At 62.5% G+C, this 25,458-nt stretch carries 25 protein-coding genes and 1 riboswitch; of the genes, 12 read left to right on the forward strand and 13 right to left on the reverse strand.

Features of this window, described 5'->3' with window-relative positions; all coding sequences use genetic code 11:
* Positions 1–83 precede the first annotated feature (83 nt).
* From jag to rpmH, 5 genes are all read right to left on the reverse strand, one after another.
* Positions 84–839 (reverse strand): RNA-binding cell elongation regulator Jag/EloR, encoded by a 756-nt coding sequence (jag, locus tag NFR87_RS03220; protein WP_251446260.1) that lies wholly within the window; start codon positions 837–839, stop codon positions 84–86.
* Positions 840–869: 30 nt separating this feature from the next.
* Positions 870–2,279, reverse strand: a complete 1,410-nt coding sequence (locus NFR87_RS03225) for a YidC/Oxa1 family membrane protein insertase (RefSeq protein ID WP_251446263.1) — start codon at positions 2,277–2,279, stop codon at positions 870–872.
* 21 nt (positions 2,280–2,300) lie between these two features.
* Positions 2,301–2,519, reverse strand: a complete 219-nt coding sequence (gene yidD / locus NFR87_RS03230) for a membrane protein insertion efficiency factor YidD (RefSeq protein ID WP_251446266.1) — start codon at positions 2,517–2,519, stop codon at positions 2,301–2,303.
* On the reverse strand, positions 2,516–2,854 hold the full coding sequence (gene rnpA, locus NFR87_RS03235; RefSeq protein WP_251446269.1) for a ribonuclease P protein component: 339 nt from the start codon (positions 2,852–2,854) through the stop codon (positions 2,516–2,518). The genes yidD and rnpA overlap by 4 nt, the downstream gene beginning before the upstream one ends.
* 98 nt (positions 2,855–2,952) lie before the next feature.
* Positions 2,953–3,087 (reverse strand): 50S ribosomal protein L34, encoded by a 135-nt coding sequence (rpmH, locus tag NFR87_RS03240; RefSeq protein ID WP_251446272.1) that lies wholly within the window; start codon positions 3,085–3,087, stop codon positions 2,953–2,955.
* A gap of 368 nt (positions 3,088–3,455) precedes the next feature.
* On the opposite strand from rpmH, the gene dnaA reads away from it, so the two are divergent.
* From dnaA to rnhA, 8 genes are all read left to right on the forward strand, one after another.
* Entirely contained in the window at positions 3,456–4,775 is a 1,320-nt protein-coding gene (gene dnaA / locus NFR87_RS03245) for a chromosomal replication initiator protein DnaA (RefSeq protein WP_251446275.1), read from the forward strand.
* 247 nt (positions 4,776–5,022) lie between these two features.
* Positions 5,023–6,147: a DNA polymerase III subunit beta gene (gene dnaN / locus NFR87_RS03250; RefSeq protein ID WP_251446278.1), complete on the forward strand. Its 1,125-nt coding sequence runs from the start codon at positions 5,023–5,025 to the stop codon at positions 6,145–6,147.
* Positions 6,148–6,157: 10 nt separating this feature from the next.
* Positions 6,158–6,370 (forward strand): RNA-binding S4 domain-containing protein, encoded by a 213-nt coding sequence (locus NFR87_RS03255; protein WP_251446281.1) that lies wholly within the window; start codon positions 6,158–6,160, stop codon positions 6,368–6,370.
* On the forward strand, positions 6,367–7,473 hold the full coding sequence (recF, locus tag NFR87_RS03260; protein ID WP_251446284.1) for a DNA replication/repair protein RecF: 1,107 nt from the start codon (positions 6,367–6,369) through the stop codon (positions 7,471–7,473). Before NFR87_RS03255 ends, recF begins: the two co-directional genes overlap by 4 nt.
* An 11-nt stretch (positions 7,474–7,484) precedes the next feature.
* Positions 7,485–7,745, forward strand: coding sequence for an extracellular matrix regulator RemB (remB, locus tag NFR87_RS03265; protein WP_251446287.1), 261 nt, complete (start codon positions 7,485–7,487; stop codon positions 7,743–7,745).
* 105 nt (positions 7,746–7,850) lie between these two features.
* Positions 7,851–9,824, forward strand: coding sequence for a DNA topoisomerase (ATP-hydrolyzing) subunit B (gyrB, locus tag NFR87_RS03270; protein WP_251446290.1), 1,974 nt, complete (start codon positions 7,851–7,853; stop codon positions 9,822–9,824).
* 15 nt (positions 9,825–9,839) lie between these two features.
* On the forward strand, positions 9,840–12,386 hold the full coding sequence (gyrA, locus tag NFR87_RS03275; RefSeq protein ID WP_251446293.1) for a DNA gyrase subunit A: 2,547 nt from the start codon (positions 9,840–9,842) through the stop codon (positions 12,384–12,386).
* A 23-nt stretch (positions 12,387–12,409) separates the two neighbouring features.
* Positions 12,410–12,850 carry a ribonuclease HI gene (gene rnhA / locus NFR87_RS03280; protein WP_251446296.1) on the forward strand — a complete coding sequence of 147 codons (441 nt, stop codon included), beginning with the start codon at positions 12,410–12,412 and terminating at the stop codon, positions 12,848–12,850.
* A 280-nt stretch (positions 12,851–13,130) separates the two neighbouring features.
* On the opposite strand, the gene NFR87_RS03285 is transcribed toward rnhA, so the two are convergent.
* Genes NFR87_RS03285 through dtd form a run of 5 tightly spaced genes read right to left on the reverse strand, consistent with a single transcriptional unit; the run spans position 13,131 to position 17,510 of the window.
* Positions 13,131–13,946, reverse strand: coding sequence for an Mrp/NBP35 family ATP-binding protein (locus NFR87_RS03285; RefSeq protein WP_251446299.1), 816 nt, complete (start codon positions 13,944–13,946; stop codon positions 13,131–13,133).
* 29 nt (positions 13,947–13,975) lie between these two features.
* A complete protein-coding gene (locus NFR87_RS03290) occupies positions 13,976–14,914 on the reverse strand; it encodes a uridine kinase family protein (RefSeq protein ID WP_251446302.1) in 939 nt (312 codons plus the stop codon).
* Between the two features lie 2 nt (positions 14,915–14,916).
* Positions 14,917–16,440 carry a coproporphyrinogen dehydrogenase HemZ gene (gene hemZ, locus NFR87_RS03295; protein ID WP_251446305.1) on the reverse strand — a complete coding sequence of 508 codons (1,524 nt, stop codon included), beginning with the start codon at positions 16,438–16,440 and terminating at the stop codon, positions 14,917–14,919.
* Complete coding sequence (locus NFR87_RS03300) at positions 16,437–17,054, reverse strand: MBL fold metallo-hydrolase (RefSeq protein WP_251446308.1); 618 nt, start codon at positions 17,052–17,054, stop codon at positions 16,437–16,439. Before NFR87_RS03300 ends, hemZ begins: the two co-directional genes overlap by 4 nt.
* A 12-nt stretch (positions 17,055–17,066) precedes the next feature.
* Positions 17,067–17,510 carry a D-aminoacyl-tRNA deacylase gene (gene dtd / locus NFR87_RS03305; protein ID WP_251446311.1) on the reverse strand — a complete coding sequence of 148 codons (444 nt, stop codon included), beginning with the start codon at positions 17,508–17,510 and terminating at the stop codon, positions 17,067–17,069.
* A gap of 143 nt (positions 17,511–17,653) precedes the next feature.
* Positions 17,654–17,771: riboswitch (TPP riboswitch) on the forward strand.
* Positions 17,772–17,847: 76 nt separating this feature from the next.
* On the opposite strand from dtd, the gene NFR87_RS03310 reads away from it, so the two are divergent.
* The 4 genes from NFR87_RS03310 to NFR87_RS03325 all read left to right on the forward strand — a co-directional run bounded on the left by NFR87_RS03310 (position 17,848) and on the right by NFR87_RS03325 (position 22,130).
* Complete coding sequence (locus tag NFR87_RS03310; protein WP_251446314.1) at positions 17,848–18,423, forward strand: energy-coupled thiamine transporter ThiT; 576 nt, start codon at positions 17,848–17,850, stop codon at positions 18,421–18,423.
* Between the two features lie 12 nt (positions 18,424–18,435).
* Complete coding sequence (locus NFR87_RS03315) at positions 18,436–19,251, forward strand: HAD-IIB family hydrolase (protein WP_420910699.1); 816 nt, start codon at positions 18,436–18,438, stop codon at positions 19,249–19,251.
* A gap of 149 nt (positions 19,252–19,400) precedes the next feature.
* Positions 19,401–19,898 carry a shikimate kinase gene (locus NFR87_RS03320; protein WP_251446320.1) on the forward strand — a complete coding sequence of 166 codons (498 nt, stop codon included), beginning with the start codon at positions 19,401–19,403 and terminating at the stop codon, positions 19,896–19,898.
* A gap of 189 nt (positions 19,899–20,087) precedes the next feature.
* Positions 20,088–22,130 (forward strand): DEAD/DEAH box helicase, encoded by a 2,043-nt coding sequence (locus NFR87_RS03325; RefSeq protein WP_251446323.1) that lies wholly within the window; start codon positions 20,088–20,090, stop codon positions 22,128–22,130.
* Positions 22,131–22,168: 38 nt separating this feature from the next.
* Here NFR87_RS03325 and NFR87_RS03330 read toward each other — a convergent pair whose 3' ends face one another.
* From NFR87_RS03330 to aspS, 3 genes are all read right to left on the reverse strand, one after another.
* On the reverse strand, positions 22,169–23,008 hold the full coding sequence (locus NFR87_RS03330) for a DegV family protein (RefSeq protein ID WP_251446326.1): 840 nt from the start codon (positions 23,006–23,008) through the stop codon (positions 22,169–22,171).
* On the reverse strand, positions 23,005–23,475 hold the full coding sequence (locus NFR87_RS03335) for a MarR family winged helix-turn-helix transcriptional regulator (protein ID WP_251446328.1): 471 nt from the start codon (positions 23,473–23,475) through the stop codon (positions 23,005–23,007). The genes NFR87_RS03330 and NFR87_RS03335 overlap by 4 nt, the downstream gene beginning before the upstream one ends.
* Before the next feature lie 170 nt (positions 23,476–23,645).
* Positions 23,646–25,436, reverse strand: a complete 1,791-nt coding sequence (aspS, locus tag NFR87_RS03340) for an aspartate--tRNA ligase (RefSeq protein WP_251446331.1) — start codon at positions 25,434–25,436, stop codon at positions 23,646–23,648.
* Positions 25,437–25,458 lie beyond the last annotated feature (22 nt).

A 25,458-nucleotide genomic window follows, 5' to 3' on the forward strand; every position in this document is an offset into this window, starting at 1 on the left:
TGAACGGATCACTCCCTTAAAAACGGCAAAAAACTACCCCTCTGTGTATCCACAGAGGGGCGTTTTTCCTTTTTCTTCGGTTTTTACTCCTGGCTGTAGGCCACCACTGTGCGGCGGTTCGGCTCCACGCCCACCGAGTAGGTGGTAACTCCGGGGTAGTCCTGCAGTGCCGTGTGAACCACATGCCGCTCGTAGGCGTTCATGGGCTCCAGAGTCATGTTCCGGCGGTAGCGCACCACCTTGTCCGCCACCCGGCGGGCCATGCGCTCCAGAGACTCCTCCCGCTTGGAGCGGTAGCCCTCCGCATCCACCCGGACGCGGACGCGCCGCTGCTGTCCGTGGTTCACGGCGTAACCGGTGAGCTGCTGGATGGCGTCCAGGGTCTCTCCCCGGCGGCCGATGACGGCCCCCAGGCCCTCGCCCACCAGCTCCACCAGGTAGTTGCCCTCCTCGTCCACGCTCACCTGGGGCACGGCGTTGACCTCCATGCGCTCCAGAAGGCCGGTGAGAAAGTCGACGATCTTCTCCGCCCTGTCGTCCCCGGCGGGGGCGGCCACGGCGGCCATGACGGGGGCGGGGGCCTCATCCTCCTCCACAGCCTCATCCACCGGGTCATCGCCCCTCTCCGGGGCGGCGGGGACAGCCACGGCGGGCTCCTCATCGGGAGCCTCGTAGCTCACCTTCACCTTGGCGGGGGTGCCGCCGATGCCCAGAAAGCCAGGCTTTGCCAGCTCCAGCACCTCTACGGAGACCTCATCCCGGCTAAGGCCCAGCTCACGCAGGGCGGCGGCGATGGCCGCCTCCTCGTTTTTGCCGGTGCTCTCAATAAACTTCATCATGGTTACTATCTCCTTCCCACTGGGAACTTGTCAGTCTTCCTTGGGCTCCTGGTCGTCGTCGGCAACGGCGGCGTCTACCTCCGCCTGCAGCCGCTCCACCAGGTCGTCCTCCGGGGCGGACACCTCTTCCTGGGCCGGCGTCTCTTCCACGGCGGGCGCCTCCACAACGGGCGCAGCCTCGGTCTCCGGGGCCGCGGTCTCCGGCAGGGGCGCTTCCTCAGCCTGCTCCACCGCCTGGATGACCTGGGCGGCCACATCCTCGTGGTAGGGGGTCACACCGCCGAAGCGGTCGGGGTCGTAAGCCCGGCCCCGGGCATATTGGCGCATCCCCACCCGGCTGGCGTCCCGCTGCTGGGGCGTCATCTTCTCCTCACCGTCGGTCTTTTCCTTCTTTTTACCCTTGTTCTTCCGGGCCTCTTCGGCCTCCCGGGCCTTCTGCTCCGCTTTCTCCCGGCGCAGCCGCTTCTCCTCTTCCTTCTCCTCCAGCTCCCGCTGGCGGGCCATCTCGGCGGCCTTCTCATAATCCTTCTTCAAAAGCTTGCCGCAGATAAGCTCCTGGACAAGGCCCAGAATGTTGTTGGCGATCCAGTAGATGGACAGAGCCGCGGGCATGGAAAAGCCGATCCACAGGGACATCAGGGGGGTGACGAGCATCATCATCCGGTTGGTCTTCTGAGCCTGCTCGTTCTGCTGGCCGCCGTTCATGTTGTTGGTGCGGGTGGAGATGACGGAGAACAGGATGCTGGTGCCGGCGGAGACCAGGGGAATGAGCAGCAGGCCCAGTCCTGTCAGCAAACCGCCGGCGTTGGCCCAGAACTTCAGCTGGGGCACCTGGGCCAGAGACACGCCCAGGAAGTCGAAGTTCACCGACATAATGGTGCCCGCAGTCTCTCCGGCGGCGGCCTGGACGGCGGAGAGGTTGGCTGGGGTGATGAGGGAGGCCAGATACAGCTGGTTGTAGCCAGCCTTCACCGTCGCCTCCGTCAGCTGGGCGGCCTCTCTGATCCAGCCATTCTGGCTGGCCGCGCTGGCCCAGTTCAAGACGTTGTTGCCCACCTCCACCATCTGCTGGTAGGTCATGCCCATCATGTACTTCATGGGCTGGCGGATGATGGCGTAGAGGGGAAAGAGGATGAACAGGGGCAGCAAAGACCACAGGCAGCCGCCCATGGGGTTGACCCCTTCCTTGTCGTAGAGCTTCTGCACCTCCGCGTTATAGCGGTTGGGATCCTTGCCGTACTGCTTTTGCAGCTTCTGCATCTTTCCCGAGAGCATGTTCATTTGGATCATGCTCCGCTTGCCCTTCAGGGACAGGGGGAACAGGATCAGCTTCACCACCAGGGCAAAGAGGATGAGCGCCACGCCGTAGCTGCTGAAGAACCTATAGAAAAACAGCAGCAGCCAGGTGAAGGGCGTCATGAGCGTATACCAAATATCCATTATTGCCTCCACGTTTTTTGGTCAGGGTACGGGATCGTACTCCACAGACTTCTGCCGGTGGAAGGGGTGACACTTCATTAACCGGCGCAGGGTCAGGTACCCGCCCTTGACCGCGCCATATCGTTCCACCGCCTCCAGGGCATAGGCAGAACAGGTGGGGATGAAACGGCAGCAGGAGGGACGGGCGGGCGAGATGTACTTGCGGTAAAAGCGGATACAGGCGAGCAGCACGGCCTTCATGACCGCCTCACCCCCAGCTTGTCCAGCAGCCGGAGCAGTTCCCGCTCCACCTGGGCGTAGGGGGCAAAGGCGGCCCTTACCCGGGCAACCACCACGATGTCCCATCCAGGGGCCATCTGGTGCTCATGGATGCGGTACGCCTCCCGGATCCGGCGGCGCACCTTGTTGCGGCACACCGCCTTGCCCACTTTAGTGCCCACCGTGAGCCCCAGGCGGTTGCGGTCAGACCCGTTGCGGCGGACGTACACCGCCAGACAGGCCCCCGCTCCGCTTTTCCCTTTGGCATAGAGCCGGCGAAACAGATGGTTTTCCTTCATGGACACGGTCTGACGCATCTGTTCCACCTCCTTTTATTGTCCCTATGCACCGCGGGGGCGGCAGAAAAAGCTCCACCGCCCCAGACAAAACACCCTATTTGATTTGAGCGCCCACCTTAGTAGGACAGGCGGGAGCGACCGGCGCGACGGCGGCGGGAGAGAACTTTGCGGCCGTTGGCGGTGGCCATCCGCTTGCGGAAGCCATGAACCTTGCTGCGCTGGCGTTTCTTGGGCTGATAGGTACGCTTCATGCTGGAACACCTCCTGTATTCTGTCTGGCGGTGCGCCCCTCTTGCAGGGCGGCCGCCTACCACAACGCCCGGAAAAAGACCGGGCGCGGTCGTCATTGATAGTCCTTTGGTTTACAAAGGCGCAAATGGTATTATACTGGATAAAGAATCGCCCTGTCAACCTTCTTTTTTCTGATTTCCCGCTCTCTTTTCCGGGAAGACCCAACATTTTGTGCCCCTGTTTTTTCATTTCCACAACTTCCACAAAAATTGTGGAAAATTTTTAATTTCCAGGGCCCTTCTCCGTTGCCTTTGGCGGCGATTTTTGCTATAATAGTGTAGATTAACTATAAATAAGAATCCAGAGAGAAATGAGTGAGGCTGACCCTATGAATTCCGCCCCTGATATTTGGAAAAAAGTTCTCTCCCTGATGGAGGGGGAGCTGACCTCCACCACGCTGAGCACCTGGTTTGACGACGCAGAGGCGCTGGCCTTCACCGCCGACAAGCTGACCCTTTATACCCCCACCGCCTTCAAGCGGGATATCATCGTCTCCCGTTACCTGCCCAACATCCAGAAGGCCCTGCGGGAGCTGTTCTCCGCCGAGTTTTCCGTGACAGTCCTGGCGGAGGGGGAGAAGGACGCCCTGCCCAAGCAGGGAGACGGCTCTTTTCTCCCGGGAACGGAGGCCTACACCTTCGACACCTTCGTGGTGGGCTCCTCCAACAAGTTCGCCTATTCGGCGGCCCAGGCGGTGGCGGACGAGCCTGGCAAGCCAAAGGGCTACAACCCTCTGTTTATCTACGGCGAGTCCGGCCTGGGCAAGACCCATCTGCTCTATGCCATCGCCCACGCCATCCACGCCAAATACCCCGACTACCGCATCGTCTACATCAAGGGCGACGCCTTCACCAACGAGCTGGTCGCCGCCATCCGGGAGGGAAAGAACCAGGAATTCCGGGATAAGTACCGCTCCTGCGATGTGTTCTTGATGGACGACGTGCAGTTCATCGCCGGCCGGGAATCCTCCCAGGAGGAGATGTTCCACACCTTCAACTCCCTCTACGAGTCCCAGCGGCAGATCGTTTTCACCGCCGACCGGCCCCCCAGAGAGATGCTGCGGCTGGACGACCGGCTGCGCACCCGGTTCGAGTGGGGCCTGCCCATCGACGTGCAGCCGCCGGACTATGAGACAAGAGTGGCCATTATCAAAAACAAGGCCATCCAGCGGGGCATGGATCTGCCCGATCCGGTGCTGAGCTATATTGCCGACAATATCACCGCCAACGTCCGGCAGATCGAGGGCACCGTGAACAAGATCCTGGCCTTCCAGGAGCTGATGGGGGCCCAGGTGGACGCGGAGACCGTCACCCGGGCGGTGCGGGACATGTTCAAGGATAAAACGGAATTCCTCCCCTCCGCCGACGTGATCATTGAAGAGGTGGGAAAGTTCTACAACATCTCCGTCTCCGACATCAAGGGCCAGACCCGTACCAAGGAGATCGTCCTGGCCCGGCAGGTGGCCATGTATGAGACCCGCCGGCTGACCAGCCTGTCCCTGCCGGAGATCGGCCAGGTCTTCGGCGGCCGGGATCACACCACCGTCATGCACTCCCTCAAGCGGGTGGAGGGCCTGGTGAAAAACTCCCCGGAAATGAGCGAGATCATCAAGGACATCAACGCCAACATTAACGCAAGATACGAATAAGCCCCTCCTATTCAAAAGCCCTCTTTTCCACACTTTTTCGTGGAAATGTGCAAGAACTTTCGTGGATAACTTTTTTCTCCCCGGTTTTCGGTGGAAAACGCCCTGTGAATACACCCTGTAATGTGTATTTCCATCCCTTGTCCCCCAAAGCGTTTTACCGATTATGCACAATTTTTCTGCTCTACTACTAAGACTACGACAAAAATAAATCTCTTCTCTTTTGTGGAGAGGGAGAACGGAGGTCTTTATGAAATTTTCCTGTGAAAAGGCGCTTTTACAGTCGGCTATCGCCACATCCTCCCGGGCCACCGCACCAAAAAGCTCCATCCCCGCCCTGGAGGGGATCCTGCTGGAGGCGGATCAGGAGCTGCGACTCACCGGCTTCAATCTGGAGACCGGTATTCGCACCGTGGTGCCCGCGGACATCTCCGAGTCGGGCACGCTGGTGCTCTCCGCCCGGCTTTTTGGCGATATCATCCGCCGGCTGCCTGACGATATGGTCACCATCTCCACCGATGGGCTTACTGTCCATATCCAGTGCGGGGTAAGTGAGTTCCATATCCAGGGCATTGATCCGGAGGAGTTCCCCGAGCTTCCCGCCGTGGAGCCTCAGAACGCCCTGGTGCTGCCCCGGGCCACCCTGTCCGATATGATCAACCGAACATTATTTGCCGTGTCTCAGAATGACGCCCGGCCTATCCTCACCGGCTCCCTCTTTGAGGTGGCAGGGGATCTGCTGACTGTGGTATCGGTGGATGGACAGCGGCTAGCGCTGCGCCGGGAAAAGCTGGCCGAGGCCCCCGGCCGGGACTTCTCCTTCGTGGTGCCCGGCATGGCCCTGGGTGAGGTGCGGGGCATCTGCGGCGACGGGGAGGAGGAGGTCTCCATTACCACCGGCTCCCGCCATGTGCTCTTCCGCATCGGGACGACCCTCCTGGTGACCCGCCGGCTGGAGGGAGAATTCCTCAACTACCGCCAATCCATCACCTGGAAAAACACCATCAACCTGAAGGTGGATGTTAAGCAGCTGATGACCTCCATCGACCGGGTGAGCCTGATCCTCCACGAGAACACGAAGAATCCCCTGCGCTGCATTGTGGGCGACGGCATGATCTACCTCTCCTCGGTCACTGCCATCGGCAACGCCTCCGACCAATGTCCTGTGGAGGGCAGCGGCGACGATTTGCACATCGGCTTCAACCACCGCTTCCTTATGGAGGCGCTGAAGGCGGTGCCCACCGAGCAGGCAAAGCTGCTGATGGGCACGCCGTCCACCCCCTGCATCATCGTCCCCACCGAAGATGCCGCGGGGGAGGAGAGCTATCTCTTTATGGTGCTCCCCGTCCGCATGAGCGCCTCCTGGGACAAGTAAGGCGGCCGGTATGGAAAAGACGGAAGTGAAGATCACCACCGAATTTATCAAGCTGGAAGCCCTTTTGAAATTCGCCGGGGTCACCGAGACTGGCGGCGAGGCCAAGGGGGCCATTCAGGCCGGCGAGGTCAAGGTCAACGGAGAGGTATGCACCATGCGGGGCAAAAAGCTTCGGCCCGGCGACCAGGTGGCGCTTCCCGGCCTGGAGCTGGTGGTCATATGATCTTAAAAGGTCTGGAGCTGGACTTTTTCCGCAACTATGTCCACGCCGAGCTCTCATTTTCACCGAGTGTCAACGTGATCTGGGGGGAGAACGCCCAGGGCAAGACCAATCTTTTGGAGGCGGCGGCTTACCTCTCCTCCTGCCGCAGCCACCGGGCCCGGTACGACAGGGAGCTGATCCAGTTTGGCGTAGACCATGCCTTTTTGAAGGGGGAGGTCTTCTCCCACAGCCGGGACTTTACGCTGGAGGCCCGGATCCACCGGGGGGAGCGGCGGCAGCTGTTCTCCAACGGAGTAAAGCTGAAGACCGCCGGGGAGTTGGGGGAGGTATTCAACACCATTCTCTTCTGTCCGGAGGATCTGTCCCTCATCCGGGACGGCGCGGGGGCGCGCAGACGCTTTTTGGACGACGCCATCTGTCAGCTTCGGCCCCGGTACGCGGCGGCTCTGGGAGAGTACAAGCGGCTTTATGAGCAGAAGACCCGCATACTCCGGGACTGGGAGGAAAAGCCCTCCCTTTTGGACACTTTGGACGATTTCAACCTGCGCATGGTTCAGGTGGGGGCCTATCTCATCCACTACCGGGCCCATTTCGTCAAGCGGCTCTCCGTCCTGACGCCCCCCATCCAATCAGACTTTTCCGGCGGCCGGGAGAAGCTGGCCCTGCGGTATGAGACGGTATCCACCGTCACCGACCCGGAGGCGTCTCCCAAAGTCATCTTAGAGCAGCTTCTGGCGCACCAACAGAGCCACAGAAGAGCGGAACTGGATTCCCGCCAGTGCCTCTCCGGCCCCCACAAGGACGACCTGGCAGTGGAGATCGACGGCCAATCCGCCCGGCAGTTTGCCTCTCAGGGCCAGACCCGGACGGCGGCCCTCAGCCTGAAGCTGGCCTGCCGGGAGCTGTTCCAGGAGGACACAGGGGAGTGGCCGGTGCTGCTTCTGGACGATGTGCTCTCTGAGCTGGACAACCGACGGCAAGCCTTTGTCCTGGAGCGGATCGACGGCGGACAGGTGCTCATCACCTGCTGTGAGGAGACAGGGGCTCTGGCCCGGGACGGCAAGCGGTTCCAGGTGAAGGGCGGGACGCTGGTTCATGGATAGGAGGGAAGGCCGTGTATCTCCATTTGGGCCAGTCGGTGGTAACGCCGTACCGGGACATTATCGGGATATTTGATCTGGACAACGCCTCCTGGTCCCACCTGACCCGCTCTTTTTTAGAGCGGGCGGAGCGGGAGGGCCGGGTGGTGAATGCCGCGGCGGATATTCCCAGATCCTTTGTGCTCTGTCAGGGCAAGGGGCGGGAAAGCCTGGTTTATCTCTCTCAGCTCTCCGCCGCCACCCTAAAGGGGCGGATGGAAAGCGGCGGATTTTGAAAAATACATCGATAGAACTAAGGAGGGCGAAGCGGGGGAAAGTCCCTTGAAACAGGAGATTTTCCCATGCTTCGCCAAGGAACAAGAGAAGTTCAGGAGGTAACTATGAGCGAGGAACAGAAGGAATTTTTGCAGGAAGAACAGTGGCAGGACAGCGTCACCCAGACCGGGCACGAGTACGGCGGGTCTGAAATTCAGGTTTTGGAAGGCCTTGAGGCCGTCCGGAAGCGGCCCGGCATGTATATCGGCTCCACGTCCAGCTCCGGCCTGCATCACCTGGTCTACGAGATCGTGGACAACGCCATCGACGAGGCCCTGGCCGGCTACTGCAAGCACATCACCGTGGACATCCTCCCCGGGGATGTGATCAAGGTCACCGACGACGGCCGGGGCGTGCCTGTGGACATCCAGCCCCAGACCGGCCGGCCCGCTTTGGAGGTGGTCTACACCGTCCTCCACGCCGGCGGTAAGTTCGGCGGCGGCGGCTACAAGGTCTCCGGTGGCCTCCACGGCGTGGGCGGCAGCGTGGTCAACGCCCTGTCCGAGTGGATGGAGGTGCGCGTCCACAAAAACGGCAATATCTACGAGGTGAAGTTCGCCCGGGGCAATATGACCCAGGAGATGACCATCATCGGAAAGACCGACAAGACCGGCACCGAGGTGGTCTTCAAGCCTGACCCGGAGATGTTCACCGACACCACCGAGTACGACTACGACGTGCTCCACACCCGGATGCGGGAGGAGGCCTTCCTCAACGCCGGGCTCCACATCACCATCTCCGACCAGCGTGGGGAGGAGCCGGTGAGCGAGGCTATGTGCTTTGAGGGCGGTATCCGGGAGTTTGTCACCTTCCTCAACCGGAACAAGACCGCCCTCCATGAGGGAGTCATCTATGTCTCCGGTCAGAAGGACGACGCCATGGCGGAGCTGGCCTTCCAGTATAACGACAGCTATAACGAGACCATTTTGTCCTTCGCCAACAATGTCCACACTCCCGAGGGCGGCATGCACGAGGATGGCTTTAAGCGGGCGCTGACCAACGTCCTCAACGCCTACGGCAAAAAGTATAAAATTTTGAAGGACGAGGACAAGGTCTCCGGCGAGGACTGCCGGGAGGGCCTGTGCTGCGTCATTTCCGTCAAGCTCACCGAGGCCCAGTTCGAGGGCCAGACCAAGGCCAAGCTGGGCAACAGCGAGATCCGGACCCTGGTCAATGCCATCGTCACCGAGAAACTCACCGAGTTTTTGGAGGAGAACCCCGCCATCGGCCGGGCCATTCTGGATAAGGCCCTCACCGCCAACCGGGCCAGGGAGGCGGCCCGGAAGGCCCGGGAGTCGGTGCGCCGCAAGACGGCTCTGGGGGGCGCGGCCATGCCCGACAAGCTCCGGGACTGCAACATCAACGACCCCACGGTGACCGAGATCTACATCGTGGAGGGCGACTCCGCCGGCGGCTCGGCCACCCAGGGCCGGGACTCCCAGTTCCAGGCCATCCTCCCCCTGTGGGGAAAGATGCTCAATGTGGAGAAGGCCCGGGCGGACAAGGTCTACGGAAACGACAAGCTTCAGCCTGTCATTACAGCACTGGGCGCCGGTATAGGCGAGGAGTTTGACATCAACAAGCTGCGCTACCACAAGATCATTATCATGGCGGACGCCGACGTGGACGGCGCCCACATCCGCACCCTGCTTCTGACCTTCTTCTTCCGGTTCATGCGGCCCCTGGTGGAGGAGGGCTATGTCTACTCCGCCGTCCCCCCCCTCTTTAAGCTCAGCCGGGGCAAGACGGTGCGCCTTGCCTTCTCCGAGGAGGAGCGGGACGCCATCTCCGCCGAACTTCGCGGCGACAACCCCAACGCCAAGGTGGATATCTCCCGGTTCAAGGGCCTGGGCGAGATGGACCCCCACGAGCTTTGGGAGACCACCATGGATCCGGAGAAGCGGACCCTGCGCCGGATCACCCTGGACGACGCGGTGGCCGCCGACGAGACCTTCACCGTCCTTATGGGCGAGAAGGTGGAGCCGAGAAAAGAGTTCATCGAGCGCAACGCCAAGTACGCCGTCAATCTGGACTACTAAGGAGGCGAATGACCAATGGCAAGCAAGCAGAGAAACCATGTGGACCCGGAGGAATTTCGCTATCCGGATCAGATCATTCAGGAGTCCCCTCTGGTTCCTGAGATGGAGCAGAGCTACATCGAGTACGCCATGAGCGTCATCAAGGGCCGGGCTCTCCCCGATGTGCGGGACGGCCTGAAGCCCGTCCATAGGCGGATCCTATACGCCATGTACGAGGACAACCTGACCCACGACAAGCCCTTCAAGAAGTCCGCCACCTGCGTGGGCGACGTGCTGGGCCGGTACCACCCCCACGGGGACCAGTCGGTCTACGACGCCCTGGTCCGTCTGGCCCAGGACTTCTCCATGCGCTACATGCTGGTGGAAGGCCACGGCAACTTCGGCAGCGTGGACGGCGACCCCCCGGCAGCCTACCGGTATACCGAGGCCCGTTTGAGCAAAATTTCCGAGGAAATTTTGCGGGACTTGGAGAAGGAGACGGTGGACTGGGACCCCAACTTTGACGAGACCCGGAAGGAGCCGAGGGTCCTCCCCTGCCGGTTCCCTAACCTGCTGGTAAACGGCTCCTCCGGCATTGCCGTAGGTATGGCCACCAACATCCCCCCCCACAACCTGCGGGAGGTCATTGGGGCCTGTATCAAGGTGCTGGACGACCCGGAGGTCACCCTTCCCGACCTGATGGAGTGCGTCAAAGGTCCCGATTTCCCCACCAGCGGCATCATCATGGGCCGCAGCGGCATCCGCTCGGCCTACGCCACCGGCCGGGGCAAGGTCATCGTCCGGGCAAGGACGGAGTTTGAGGAGTACGGCAAGGACCGGATCCGCATCATCGTCTCCGAGCTTCCCTACCAGGTGAATAAGCGGATGCTCATCAAGTCCATGGCCGAGCAGGTGGAGGACAAGCGCCTGGAGGGCATCTCCGACATCCGGGACGAGACCGACCGCAACGGGATGCGGATCGTCATCGAGCTCAAGCGGGACGCCAACCCCCAGGTGGTCCTGAACCGCCTGTTCTCCCAGACCCAGCTCCAGTCCTCTTTCGCCATCAATATGCTGGCCCTGGTGGACGACCAGTCCCAGCCGAAAATTCTGTCCCTGCGGCACATCATCGACGAGTACCTGAAATTCCAGGAGGAGATCATCGTCCGCAGGACGCAGTACGACCTGCGGAAAGCCCAGGAGCGGGCCCATCTGCTGGAGGGTCTGCTCATCGCGCAGGACAATATTGATGAGGTCATCAAGATCATCCGTTCCTCCTACGACAACGCCAAGGAGAACCTGATGACCCGCTTCGGTCTGGACGACGTCCAGGCCCAGGCCATCTGTGATATGCGCCTTATCGCTCTCCAGGGCCTGAACCGGGAGAAGCTGGAGAACGAGTACAAGGAACTGGAGGAGCGCATCACCTACTACAACCAGGTGCTCTCCGACGAGGGCATGGTGAAGGGGATCCTGAAGGAGGAGCTCACCGCCGTGGCCGACAAGTACGGCGACGAGCGGCGCACCGAGATCCAGGACGTGGAGGACGAGATCGACATCGAGGATCTCATCGAGGAGGAGGACTGCGCCTTCACCCTCACCGCCGGGGGCTATATCAAGCGCCTGCCCGTGTCCACCTACCGGGCCCAGAAGCGAGGGGGCAAGGGCATCACCGCCATGGCCACCAAGGAGGAGGACTATGTGGATACGGTCTTCACCGCCTCCACCCACGACTATATCCTCTTCTTCACCAACATGGGCAAGGTACACCGGAAGAAGGGCTACCAGATCCCCGAGTCGGGCCGCACCGCCAAGGGTACCGCCATGGTGAACGTGCTGCCCCTGGAAGCGGAGGAGAAGGTCACCGCCATGATCCACCTGCGGGAGTTCCCCGAGGACAAATACCTGATGATGGTCACCCGGAAGGGCACGGTAAAGCGCATCCAGCTCTCCTCCATCTTCACCGCCCGGAAGGCGGGCATCCGCTGTATCACCCTGGATCCCGACGACGAGCTCATCGCCGTTCGGGAGACCGACGGCAACCAGGCCATCCTTCTGGCCACCCACGAGGGCATGAGCATCTGCTTTAAGGAGAGCGACGTGCGCTGTATGGGACGGGATGCCTGCGGCGTTATGGGCATCCGCCTGCGGCCCAACGACTACGTGATCGGCGCGGCCCGGGCCAAGTATGACCACCAGGTGCTCATCGTCAGTGAGAACGGCTACGGCAAGCGCACCGAGATGGACGAGTACATCCGGGGCGAGGGCCCCCAGAAGCGGGGCGGCTACGGCATGAAGGGCTACCAGGTCACCGACAAGACCGGCCCCCTGGTGGGGGTGAAGGTGGTCAGCGACGAGGATGACCTGCTCATCATCAATGACGCCGGCGTCATCATCCGCATGGCCTGCGCCGACATCAACTGCTACAGCCGGGGCGCCCAGGGCGTGAAGCTGATGAACCTGCCCGAGGGGGTCAAGGTCATCTCCATCGCCCGCACCGACCACGAGGAGCCGGAGGAGGAGACCGAAGAGCTCCAGGGGGAGGAGACTGCCCCCGAGCAGACGGCTCCTGCCGAAGAATAAGCGGGAGAGACCCTGAAAGAGCGATGAAAACAGTCACCATATACACCGACGGGGCCTGCTCCGGTAACCCCGGCCCCGGGGGCTGGGGGGCTATCCTCCAGTATGGAAAATTCAAAAAGGAGCTCTCCGGCGGAGAGGCCCAGACCACCAACAACCGCATGGAGCTCACCGGGGTCATCACCGCCCTGGAGGCCCTGAAGGAGCCCTGCGTGGTGGAGCTTTACTCCGACTCCAAGTACGTCATCGACGCGCTGGAGAAGGGCTGGGCCAAGGGTTGGAAGGCCCGGGGCTGGGTGAAGCCGGACAAGAAGCCCGCCCTGAACCCAGACCTGTGGGAGCGGCTTTTGGAGCTGTGCGGCTACCACAGGGTGAACCTGCACTGGGTCAAGGGCCACGCGGATAACGAATTTAATAACCGTTGTGATGAATTAGCGGTGGCGGAGAGTCAGAAGTTCAAGAAATAGAGCATGGCCCTTGGGGCCCCACCAAAGGTGGGGCGGCGCGATAAGCGCCGTGAATCTCGAAGCGAAGCGAAGAGTTCGCGCAGGCGGAATTCATTTCCGCCGAGCATATAGAGTCCAAAGGGGCCCCCACACGGCGGAAGCCGGGTGGGGAACCACGCGGATAACGAGTTCAATAACCGTTGTGACGAATTGGCCGTCGCCGAGAGCCAAAAGTTCAAGAAATGAGAAAAAGCACCTCTGCCTTCAGAAGCAGAGGAGCTTTTTTGTGCGCTTTATGGGTTTACAGCTCTTTCGCCACGTCCTCCAAGTAGTTGGGGGAGAGATTCTCCACATCTCCGGCGTCGCAGGCCGTTGCCAGGGCGGGGTCGATGGGCAGCCGGGCGAGGACTTTCAGAGCGTGGGCGGAGGCGATCTCCTCGATATGGCTCTCACCGAAGATGAAATGCTGCTTGCCGCAGTCGGGGCAGCGGAAGTAGCTGTAGTTCTCCACAAGGCCCAGGATGGGCACCTGCATCATCTCCGCCATCTTCACCGCCTTTTCCACGATCATGCTCACCAGCTCCTGGGGGGAGGTGACCACGATGATGCCGTCCACCGGCAGGGACTGGAACACGGTCAGAGGCACATCCCCCGTTCCCGGCGGCATGTCCACGAACATGTAGTCCACGTCCCCCCACTGCACGTCGCTCCAGAACTGCTTGACGGTGCCGGCAATGAGGCTGCCCCGCCAGACAACGGGGTCGGACTCGTTGGCCACCAGCAGATTGAGGCTCATGAGCTTGACGCCAGTGCGGGTGCAGACCGGGAGAATGCCCTGGTCGTCCCCCATGGCCCGCTCGTGGACGCCGAAGGCCTTGGGGATGGAGGGGCCGGTGATGTCCGCGTCCAGGACGGCGGCCTGCCTGCCCAGCTTCTGGACGGCGGCGGCCAGGGAGGCGGTGCAGAGGCTCTTGCCCACGCCGCCCTTGCCGGACATGACGGCAATGACCTTTTTTACGTTGGAGTTGGGGTTGGCTTTGGCCCGGAAGTCAAATTCCTCCGTGCGCTCTGCGCAGCTTTCGCCGCAGGTGGAACAATCGTGGGTACATTCTGCCATGGTATCCGTCTCCTTTTCCGATATCCCGGTTACTTATATTGATAGCTTCCCCCGCCGATGAACTCCCGGAGCAGGGAATTTTTGGCCACCAGGTCGGGGTCGATGGCCTCGAAGGCGTCAAAGGCGGCAATGAGATCCAAAAGCTCTCCCCGCCGGGCGTTCTCCTGGGGCACCGCCCGCAGGATGGGCAGGGCGTAGTTCTTCATCACCGACACCTCATAGGGCAGGGAGGAGTCAAAGATGATGTCGGCGCTGTTTTTGTAGGGGGAGATGTAGAGCTTTTCCCCCCGGCGCACATTGGCCCACATGGCCAGGGTCTCGCTGACGTCGGTGCCCCGGAAGTTGTAGTCCCGCACCGCCCGTCTCGTCAGGCGCATCCAGGTGCCCTTGAACTTCACCTGTCCATCCTCCATCACATTGGAGCGGGCGGAAATATAGAGCTTGGTGGCCTCCGGATGAGGCCCGGCGATGCCGGGGCCCAGGGCGTGGATCCCCTCGAAAATGGCGATCTCGTTCTTTTCCAGCTTCAGCGGCCGGCCCCGGGCGTCATTGCGCATCTGCCGGGCGAACTCGAACTTGGGGACGATGACCTCCTCCCCCCTGGAGAGCTTGGTGAAGGTCTCGTCCAGCAGCGCCGCGTCCAGCATCTTGGGGGACTCAAAGTCAATGTCCCCCTCTGGGGTACGGGGGGCCGTCTTCCGATCCAGGGTCTTGAAGTAGTTGTCCAGCGCCACCGTATGGGTGCTGATGCCCCGCAGCTCCAGCTCTTCCTCCAGCTTTAGCGCGGTGGTGGTCTTGCCGGAGCCGGAGGGGCCGGAGAGAAGGACGATGGGACTTTTCTCCATCCGCGCCTCGATCTCGTCCGCGGCGGCGGAGATCTTCTTTTGATAGGCCCTGTCGCACTCCAGAAGGAAGGTCTCCGGATCGGCCAGAATGGCCTGGTTGATCTCGTGCAGCTGATATGCCATGGTCAGTCTCCTTTCATCTCCAGAAGGAAGGGGGTCAAAGCGGCCTTTTCCCGGCAGATCTTGTCAATGTCCCGCAGGTATTCCTGGGGATACTTGGGGTTCACCACCCGTTCCAGCTTGCCCGTGCCGGGCCACACCAGCTTGGTCACCCCGCCGCCCCCCAGGGCCAGGATGGTGTGGAGCTCTTCCATCATGGCGATGTTGTAGAGGCTTGCAAAGCCGGGCTTCGTCCAGCCCACATTTTCAAAAGAGCCGGACATGTACTTTTGCCGGTAGAGGTAGTAGGGCTCGTACCCCGCCGCCCGCAGAGCTGTCCAGGCGGCGTCCAGCATTTCCTCCACCGCCCCTCCGGTGGGGAGGGCCTTGTGCTCCTCCATAAGCCGGGAGCCCTTTTTCAGGGCCAGGGTGTGGACGGTGACATTCTCCGGGGCCATGTCCAGCACCGCTTCCAGAGAGGCGGCGAAGCCCTCAGGGCCGTCCCCCGGCAATCCGGCGATGAGATCCATGTTCACGGCGAAGTCCCCGGCGGCGCGCACCTGCGCATAGGCCCTGCGAATGTCGTCTCCCGTGTGGGGGCGGCCCATCTGGGCGAGCACGGCGTCGTCCATGGATTGGGGATTTACCGACACCCGGTTCACCCGGTGCCGGGCCAGAACGGCCAGCTTTTCGGGCGTAATGGTGTCCGGCCGGCCCGCCTCCGCGGTGAACTCGGTGCAGCCGTCCAGGGGCAGGTGCGCTTCCATGGCGGAGAAAACGCTTTCCAGCTGCTGGGGGGACAGGGTGGTGGGGGTCCCGCCCCCCACATAGACCGTGCGGACGCTCCGCCCCGCATCCCTGAGCGCCTTGCCCAGAGCCTCCGTCTCCCGGCACAGTCCCTCCACAAAGGACTCCACCAGCGGAAGGCACTTGTCCACCGCCGCCGAGACAAAGGAGCAGTAGACACACCGGCTGGGGCAGAAGGGGATGCCCACATAGACCGAGACCTCCTCCGGCCTCAGGGCGGACTTGGCCGCCACGCTGTGTTGGGCGCAGTCCAGGGCCAGTTGGGCGCGGAGGGGGGAGACGTGATAGGTCTTTTCCAGCTCCTTTTGGGCCTGCTTTGGGGTGGCCCCGGCCCAGAGGGCGCGGGTGGGCAGCTTGGTGGGCCGTACGCCGGTGAGGCTTCCCCAGGGCAGGTCGCGGCCCAGCAGGGCGCTGCCGGCGTTATAAAAGGCCTGCTTCAACGCCCGCTGGACGGTGTGGTAGACCTCCTCCGGGGCCTCGTCCAGCTTCTCGCTGGGGAAGCGCACCACGCCGTTGTACCAGCCGTTGGCCCGAAACACCAGCGCGCACATGTTGGTCAGCTTTTTCCCCCGGTGAAGGGTGAAGACAACGGCGTTTTTTTCCTTTGCCAGGCTCTGGGGCGGCGGGTCGTCGGGATATTCCGGTTTTTCGCCGGGGAAGAGGGTGAGCATCATCTGCTCGGCGGCGTAGTGGTAACGCTCTGCGTCCCAATCCACATTGTCTGAGGTGAGCCAAAGCCTCATAGCCCCGCCCCCGTGGCCTGGCGCATATAGTAGTTGCCCCTGCGCTCCTGCTCCAGGGTGGAGAAGCCTTCGTGGCCGGGGAAGACCCGGAGATCTCCCTCCAGCTCTGCCAGGCGCTTGAGGGAGGCCATCATCTCCTCGTAGCTGCCGCCGTGCAGGTCGGTGCGGCCGCACTCTCCGGCAAAGAGGGTGTCCCCGGTGAAGAGGGCGTCCTGACAGCGCAGGCACACCGAGCCTTTGGTGTGGCCGGGGGTGGAGAGCACCTCCACCTGAAGGGCGCCCAGGGGCACCACGTCCCCGTCCCGCCACAGCTTTACATTGTGGAGCCCGGCGGTGTTCTGCATGGGGAGGGAGCAGTTGGCGTCCCCGGGGTGAAGATACACCGGCAGATCGGGCAGCGCCCGCTGGAGGGCGGACACGCCGCCGATGTGGTCAAAGTGCCCGTGGGTGAGGAAGACACACCGCAGCTGCCAGCCGTTGTCCGTACACAGGCGCAGCACGCTGTCTGTTACGTCGTCCCCGGGATCAATGACCGCCGCCGCGCCGCTGCTCTCATCTGCCAGAAGGAAGCAGTTTGTGTATACGGAGGGGATATAAATGTGCTTGATATCCATTTTGTATTCACCTCACAGGGTATCTGTGTCCAGCAGAATGGTCACCGGGCCGTCGTTCTGGGAGAAGACCTGCATATCCGCGCCAAACTCCCCGTGCTCCACATGGAAGCCCCGCGCCTCACACTGGGCCATGAACCGCTCATAGAGGGGGATGGCCAGGTCGGGCTTGGCCGCCCCGGAGAAGCCGGGCCGCCGGGACTTGCAGTCGGCAAAGAGGGTGAACTGGCTGATGACCAGCAAAGAGCCGCCCACCTGCTCCAGGTTCAGGTTCATTTTCTCGTTCTCGTCCTCAAATATGCGCAGGCCGCAGACCTTGTCCGCCAGCCTGTCGCAGGAAGCCTCGGTATCGTTGGGGCCCACGCCCAGCAAAACCAGAAAGCCGCCGTCTGTTTTGCCGTTTATTTTTCCGTCGATCTCCACCCGGGCGTTCTTTACCCGTGTCACCACCGCTCGCATAGGGTTTCCTCCTTGCAGGATTTGAATAGAGTCAGGATAGATATGGATATTATATCTCCCCCGGCGGAAAAGGTCAACAGAAGGGGGGCGCTCTCTTGACAAACGAAGCCCGGCGTTATAGAATAACAGTGGCCGTAAGGACAAACTGAATACAGGGGCGCTGGACGCAAGTCCGGCTGAGATGTAAAGCGTAGATGCCGCTTTCGGTCCCTCGAACCTGATCCGGGTAATGCCGGCGTAGGAAGCGATTTAGCAGACGTCTTCTGTCTCCTTTTCGTACCGCAATGCGCCATCCCGGTTTGCGCTTGCGGTACTTTTTGTAAAGAGAGGCAAAATTATGGAAAAGACATCTATGTCCCATGACCGCGTCCGTGCGATGGTGGAGGCCGCTTTGATGCTGGCTCTGGCCTATGCGCTGGACAACTTCGTCCCGCCCTTCTACCGCTTTCCCCAGGGCGGATCCATCGACCTGTCCATGCTCCCCATTCTGGTCTACTGCCTGCGCTGGGGCCCCAAGTGGAGCCTGAGCTGCTGCTTTGTCAACGGCGTACTCCAGTATTTCCTGGGCGGCGGCATTGCCATCTCCTGGCAGTCTATGCTGCTGGACTACGTGGTGGCATATACCCTGGTGTTCACCTGCGGCTTCGCTGCGGGGAAGAAGCTGGGCTGGCTGTGGGGGCCCATTATCGCCACGCCGGGCCGCTGGCTCAGCCTGACCCTGTCCGGAGCCCTTTTGTGGTATATGTACATGCCTGAGTCCTTCCTGGGCCTACCCATGACCAACGCCTGGGTGTATTCCGCCCTGTTCAACGGGGTGTTCTGCCTGCTGGTTCTGGCGGTGGATCTGGTGGCCCTGGGCCTGCTGCAGAGCGTGCCCGCCGTTCGCAAACAGATACTGAAGAAACAGAATTGAGGATTGATGCTATTGGGTACCGGTAAATTCAGCGGCGTACTGCTGGCCACCGACTTTGACGACACCTACTTTCCCGAGTCTGGCGTCCTGCCGAGGGCCAATCTGGAAGCGGTGGAGTACTTCAAGGCCCAGGGGGGCCTGTTCACCATCTCCACCGGCCGGGCCCACCGCACCTTCTCCCCCTTTCTGTCCATGGCCCCGGTGAATGTTCCGGTGATCCTCTCCAACGGCGCACAGCTCTATGACTTTGAAAAGGACGAGATGGTGCTGGAGACCACCCTTCCCACCACCATCGCCGCCGACCTTGCCGCCCTTGTGGAGAGGCACCCCACGGTGAGCCTGGAGGCCTACCACGGGGAAGAGGTGTACATCTGGAACCCAAACAGGTGGACACGGCACCACCTGAAAAAGGCCCGAACCGACGCTGTGGAGTGTCCCATCCTGGAGATGCCCCAGCCCTGGGGCAAAGCGATCCTGCACCAGGACAGGGAGCTGCTCCTCCCCGCCCAGGCGGATATCCTCCGCCTCTGGCCGGAGCGGTACGAGGCCATCTTCTCCAACGCCCACATGCTGGAGCTGACCGCCAAGGGAAGCACCAAGGGGGGCATGGTGCTGGAGCTGGCCCGGCGGTTGGGGGTGGAACGGGAGCACATCTACTGCGCCGGGGACAACCAGAACGACATCCCCATGCTTGCCGTCTCCGCCGTCCCCTTTGCCCCCGCCAACTGTGCCCAGGAGGTGAAGGACTGGGGCGCTAAGCTCCTGCCGGTCTGTGAAGAGGGGGCCATCGCCGCCCTTATCGGCGAGCTGGACAGGCTATATTCCTAAAACGAGCGGGCCTCCCCCCAACAGGGAGGCCCGCCCTTTTTGTCCACAAAACATTTGCCAACGGCAGGAGAGTTTGGTATAATAGCCGCAAAATGGTGGCCGCCCCCGACCGGGCGGGATGAGAGGGAAAAAGCGAGGGGGCAGAGAGCATGAACGTCAGTCTCATCGGTATGCCGGGGGCGGGGAAGTCCACCGTGGGCGTTCTTCTGGCCAAGCGGCTGGGCTACGGCTTCCTGGATACCGACCTGCTCCTGCAGCGCCAGGAGGGGGCCCTTCTGCAGACGATCCTCGACCGCCTGGGCAACGAGCAGTTTCTGGACACCGAGGCGGAGGTCATCGCCGCCCTGGACTGCCGCAATACCGTCATCGCCCCCGGGGGCTCCGTCGTGCTCCGGGAGCTGGGGGCCAAGCGGCTCAAGGAGCTGGGGCCCGTCATTTTCCTGGACTTGCCCTGCGAGGCGGTGGCGCGCCGGCTGGGCAATCTGGCCACCCGGGGGGTGACCCTGGCTCCGGGCCAGACCCTGCGGGAGCTTTACGACTACCGCCGGCCCTTCTACCAGAAATACGCCGACTTTACCGTGAACGCCGACCAGCCTTATGTTGAGGACACGGTGGAGCTGGCGCTGGCTGTGCTGCGGCAGTTGTAAAATTTTCCGAAACGTGGTATACTGTATTCACCGATAGTCTCACGGCGCAGCCGTGTTTGGCCCCCTCCAGCGGAAGGAGGGGCCCGGCGGGAAACGCCGCTATAAATTTCCGCTCCTCCGCTCCGGGACGCACAGCTGTGCGCCCCCGCTTTGCCGTGGGTGGAAGGATCGACAAAAAGGAACGTTTTTATGACCTTTCAAGACCTGGGGCTCTGCCCTGAGCTCCTCTCCGCCCTGAAGGCGCTGGGCTATGAAAAGCCCTCCCCCATTCAGGAGAAAGCCATTCCCCCCGCCCTTAAAGGCCGGGATGTGCTGGGCTGTGCCCAGACCGGCACAGGAAAGACCTGCGCCTTCGCCGCCCCCATCCTCCAGCAGCTCAAGCAGCGCCCGGGGAAGGGCCGGCCCATCCGCGCCCTCATCCTCACCCCCACCCGGGAGCTGGCCCTCCAGATCCAGGAGAGCTTTGAGCACTACGGGAAGAACCTCTCCCTGCGCTCCGCCGTCATTTTCGGCGGAGTGGGCCAGCAGCCCCAGGTGGATAAGCTGAAGGCCGGGGTGGATATCCTGGTGGCCACGCCGGGGCGGCTGGAGGATCTCCACAACCAGGGCTTTATCCACGTGGAAAACCTGGAGATCTTCGTGCTGGACGAGGCCGACCGGATGCTGGACATGGGCTTTATCCACGACGTGAAGAAGATCCTGACCTGGCTTCCCAAGAAGAAGCAGACCCTCTTCTTCTCCGCCACCATGCCCCCGGAGGTGCAGGGCCTGGTGGATCAGCTCCTCACCGACCCGGTGAAGGTGGCGGTGGATCCGGTCTCCTCCCCGGTGGAGGCCATCGACCAGAAGCTTTACTACGTGGACAGGGGCAACAAGTCCAAGCTGCTGGCCATGCTGGTGAAGGGGCCGGAGGTGAAAAGCGCCCTCGTCTTCACCCGCACCAAGCACGGGGCCAACAAGGTGGCGGGGGATCTGCAAAAGGCGGGGGTGGCCTCGGCGGCCATCCATGGCAACAAGAGCCAGACCGCCCGCCAGCAGGCGCTGGCGGACTTTAAGACAGGGCGTGTCAAGGCCCTGGTGGCCACCGACATCGCCGCCCGGGGCATTGATATCGAGGAGCTGTCCCATGTGTTCAACTATAACCTGCCCGATGTGCCGGAGACCTACGTCCACCGTATCGGCCGCACCGGCCGGGCGGGCCACGGCGGCGCTGCCATCTCCTTCTGCGAGTTCGGGGAGAAGGAGCTTCTGGCCCCCATCGAAAAGCTCTTAAAAAAGCCCATCCCCGTGGTGGAGGGACATCCCTTCCCCATGGAGAACTTTGAGGCCCCCAAGCGGGATAAGCACGGCAAGATCGTCAACGCCGACGACGCAGAGGCCCGCCAGGCCGCCCGGGAGAGGAAGGCGAAGCGTGAGCATAGCTGCGCCCCGGCGGATGGACTGGAGCGAGGGCGAGCGACGCCCCCAAAGGGGGCAAAGACCAGCCCGAGTCGTAGGGAAGCCGCCGGGAAAAGCGCAGCCAATGCGAGCGTGACACCGCCACGTTCTCAGCAGTCCCAGCCCCCCCAGTCCCCGCAAGGAGGACGCGACATCCCTAAGGCTCCTTCGTCGCCAAGGGCTGTCCAGCCCCCGCAGGGGGGACGGCGCACGTCCCCGGCGCAGACGTCCGCCGCCGGGAAGCGGAAAGCCGCGGGCTACAAGCCCAGCAAGACTCTGGACGAGGCCCTTACCGCCGTGGCCCCCGGGGGAATGGCCGATGACCCGGCGAAGGCCGCCGCCTTCGCCGCCTGGATGGCGGAGGAGCAGGCCATCCAGGCCAGGTATTACCACGACGCCCTGGCGGGGGAGGAGGTCATGGACGCCACCGCCCGTCTTCTGGCCCCCAAGGGCAGCGGCCAGAAGCGGCAGACGCCGCCGGCCCGACCGGAGGCGTCCCCCAAGCGGGGACAGCGCCCTGCCGGCCCGTCTCCCAAGCAGGAAAAGCGGGCTGACAAGCCGCAGAAAAGCCGGCAGTCCGCCCCCAAGCGATCCAAGTCCGCCCAGCCCCCGAAGGACTCCCGCCCAGCGCCCAAGCGGCCCGCGCCGGCGCCCAAGCAGGGGGCCAGGAAGAACCGCTCCGACCGCCGGGGCCGGCCCATGGAGGTGACCCTCCGTCTGGGCAGCCAGAAGGATTCCACCGAGCAGCAGGGAAGTCTGATGCGCCCCTACTATTTCAATCCGGAAGAGGATTAAAAAAGAGTCCCCGCCGTGTTACACGGCGGGGGCTTTCTTTATTCCTTTACAAAATAGGCGATGCCTGTGGCCCCTGGGCCTGCATGGGTGCCCACCACACTGCCGATGGCCCCCTCCCGAATATCCATTCCGGGGATGAGGGGCTTGAAGAAGGCCTCGCACTCGGCCATGAGCTCCGGCGCGCCGGTGTGGGCGAAGGCCACGGGAAGGGAGGTGTCCACCGGCTCGGCCTCTATGCGCTTGGCCATCCACTGATAACCGCCCTTTCTCCCCCGGGATTTCCCGGCGGCCTCCACCACGCCGTCCCGGACGTTGAGGATGGGGGTCACCCCCAGCACGCCCCCCACCATGGCGGTGGCGGCGGAGATACGCCCGCCCATGCGCAGGTACTTCAGGGTCTCCACTACGGCATAAAGCCGTAGGCGGGGGATCAGCGCCTCCAATCCGGAGACGATCTCTCGGGCGGTCTTGTGCTCGTCCCGGAGCCGGGCGGCCATCTCCACCAGCAGGCCCAGACCAAAGGTGACGGTGGTGGAGTCTATGATGTGCACCCGATCCGTGCCCAGGATCTGGGCGGCGATGACGGCGGACTGACAGGTGCCGGACAGCTGGGAGGAGAGGAAGACCCCTATGATCTCGTCCCCCTGCTCCACATAGGGCTTAAACCGCTCCACAAACTCCTCCGGGTTGGTCTGGGAGGTGTGGGGCAGCTCCTGGGCGGTGCGGAGGCGGGCGTAAAACGCCTCGTTGGTCAGGTCGATGCCGTCCCGAAAGCTCTCCTGCCCGAAGTGAACGGACAGAGGAACCACCTCTACGTCCAGCTCCTTCTGGCGCTGGAGGGAAAATTCGCAGGTACTGTCGCTGAAAATACGGATCATGAGAACGTCTCCTTTTTGGAATAATTGGCCCGGAAAAAGCCGGTGAGGCCCTGGAGGGCGGAGACCAGGGTCTGGGCCTCCTCATCGCTGAGCTGAGACAGGGCCCGGTCTACCATGTCGGCGTGGAACCGGGCGTGGGCGGCGGTGGAGAGCCGGGCCTTCTCTGTGGGGAAGATGCGCACCGCCCGGCGGTCGCTCTCGTCCCGGCGGCGCTCCAGATAGCCCTTCTTCTCCAACTGGTTGAGGGCCGTGGTGAGGGTTCCCGCCGTCACCCCCTGGGCGGCGGCGATGGCGGTGGCCCGGTTATCCCGGCCCTCGTCCACCGCCCGGCACACCTGGTCGATGAGGTGAAGCTCCCGCAGGGACAAGTCCCCACACTCCGGAGCCAGGCAATCCTCCTCCACCCGCAGGATCTCGTCAAAGACCTCCACCAAAAAGCGGTTGCAGGTCTCTCTTTTGTTCTCCACAGCCATTCCTCCCCGTCTCCACTCCGGGATATTTCTTTGAAAGACAAATTATTTGAATATCAAAGTGACTGCAGTATACACGGAATTGCTTTGATTGTCAAGATAAATTTTCGAAGAGACAAAAAAGCCGCCGGGAGATTTCTCCCGGCGGCTAATGGGTCGTGATGGGGTTATTCCTCTTCCTCCGCCGTGATGGCGATGTGCAGCTCGTCCAGCTGGGTCTGGGTCACCTTGCTGGGGGCGTCCATCATCAGATCCTGGGCGTTTTTGTTCATGGGGAAGGGGATGATCTCCCGGATGGAGTCCTCCCCGGCCAGCAGCATCACCATCCGGTCCACTCCCGGGGCGATGCCCGCGTGGGGGGGCGCGCCGTAGGTGAAGGCGTTATACATGGCGGGGAACTTGGCCTTCACGTCGTCCTCGCCCAGGCCCACCAGACGGAAGGCCTCCACCATGATCTCCGGATCGTGGTTCCGCACGGCGCCGGAGGACAGCTCCACGCCGTTACACACCAGGTCGTACTGGTCGGCGGTGATGGTGAGGGGGTCGATCTCGCCCCGGGCTGCTTTGTCCAGGGCCTCCAGGCCGCCGGAGGGCATGGAGAAGGGGTTGTGGCAGAACTCCAGCTCGCCGGACTCCTCCCCGATCTCGTACATGGGGAAGTCCACGATCCAGCAGAAGGCGTACTGCTCCTTTTTGAAGTGGTTGGGGCAGAATGCGCCCAGGGTCTTCACCAGCACGCCGGCGGTCTTCTGGGCGGCGCCCAGCTTCCCGGCGGACAGGCCCACGAAGGTATTGGGCTTCAGGCCCAGAGCGTCAATGATGGCCTGCTTGTTCTCCTGGACGAACTTGGAGATGCCGCCCACCAGCTCGCCGTTTTCGTCCATGCGGAACCAGTAAGCCTTGCTGCCCGCCTGCACCTCCACGTCGGCGCACAGCTTGTCGATCTGCTTCCGGGTGCCCTCAAAGTCGGAGACCACCACCGCCTTGACGGTGTTGCCGGCAAAGGGCTCGAAGCCGCACTCAGCGAGCAGCCCGGTGGCGTCGGCGACGGTGAGGTCGATGCGCAGGTCGGGCTTGTCGGTGCCGTAGGTCTCCATGGCCTCCCGGTAGGGGATGCGCAGGAAGGGGGCGGGGGAGGCGGTATCGTACTTGCCGTACTTGGCAAAGATGGGGGGCAGCACGTCCTCCAGCACGGCGAACACGTCCTCCTGGCTGGCAAAGGCCATCTCCATGTCCAGCTGGTAGAACTCGCCGGGGGAGCGGTCTCCCCGGGCGTCCTCGTCCCGGAAGCAGGGGGCGATCTGGAAGTACTTGTCGAAGCCGGAGGCCATGAGCAGCTGCTTGAACTGCTGGGGGGCCTGGGGCAGGGCGTAGAACTTGCCCGGGTGCTTCCGGGAGGGCACCAGATAGTCTCTTGCTCCCTCGGGGGAGGAGGCGGTGAGGATGGGGGTGGTGATCTCCATGAATCCGTGGTCGATCATAGAAGCGCGCAGGGCGGCGATGACCTGGGAGCGGAGGATGATGTTTTTCTTCACCTCGGGGTTGCGCAGGTCAAGATAGCGGTGCTTGAGCCGGATGGCCTCATCGGCCTCCCGGCTGCGGCTGACCTGGAAGGGCAGCTCGTTGTGGCGGCATTTGCCCAGGACGGTGAGGGCGGAGGGCACCACCTCAATGTCGCCGGTGGGCAGCTTGGGATTTTTGCTGTCCCGCTCCCGGACAAGGCCGGTGACCTGGACGGTGGACTCCTTGTTGAGGGCCTTGAAGGCCTTCACCATGTCCTCGGTCTCGCACACCACCTGGGTGACCCCGTAAAAGTCCCGGAGGACAGCGAAGCCCAGGCCCGCGCCCACCTCCCGGAAGTTCTCCAGGAAGCCGGAGAGGGTGACGGTCTGGCCGACCTGTTCCATGCGGAGCTCTCCGCAGTTGTGGGAACGGTAGGCTGTTTTGCACTGATCCATGAAAATCAACTCCAGTTCGTAA

The sequence above is a fragment of the Vermiculatibacterium agrestimuris genome (assembly GCF_943193085.1).
Lineage (GTDB): Bacteria > Bacillota > Clostridia > Oscillospirales > Oscillospiraceae > Vermiculatibacterium > Vermiculatibacterium agrestimuris.